The organism is Phormidium sp. CCY1219, assembly GCF_035615515.1.
In the GTDB taxonomy this organism is placed as follows: domain Bacteria; phylum Cyanobacteriota; class Cyanobacteriia; order Cyanobacteriales; family Laspinemataceae; genus CCY1219.
This window is the reverse complement of record NZ_JAJENT010000886.1, coordinates 1-226: the sequence shown is the minus strand read 5'-3', so window position 1 is coordinate 226 and position 226 is coordinate 1. Positions and strand designations below refer to the sequence as shown.

1 protein-coding gene is annotated in these 226 nt (G+C 57.5%); it reads right to left on the bottom strand.

From position 1 onward, the window contains the following. Nucleotides 1-226, bottom strand: a 226-nt coding sequence (locus tag LKK83_RS28985) for a hypothetical protein (protein WP_324634939.1), incomplete at both ends; no start/stop codon positions are given.

Below are 226 nucleotides of genomic sequence, written 5' to 3'. Positions count from 1 at the left end.
GGTTCTTACTTCTAACGCTGCCTCGTATGCCGCAATCGCCCGTTCCAGATTCTCCCCCCGCTCTCCCCGGATGCGGTTGCGATAGGCACTTGCCAGAATATTTTGCGTCATCGCCCATTGTTCCGGATAGGCGGTGCGGGTATAAACTTCTAACGCTGCCTCGGATGCCGCAATCGCCCGTTCCAGATTCTCCCCCCGCTCTCCCCGGATGCGGTATAAATAGGCA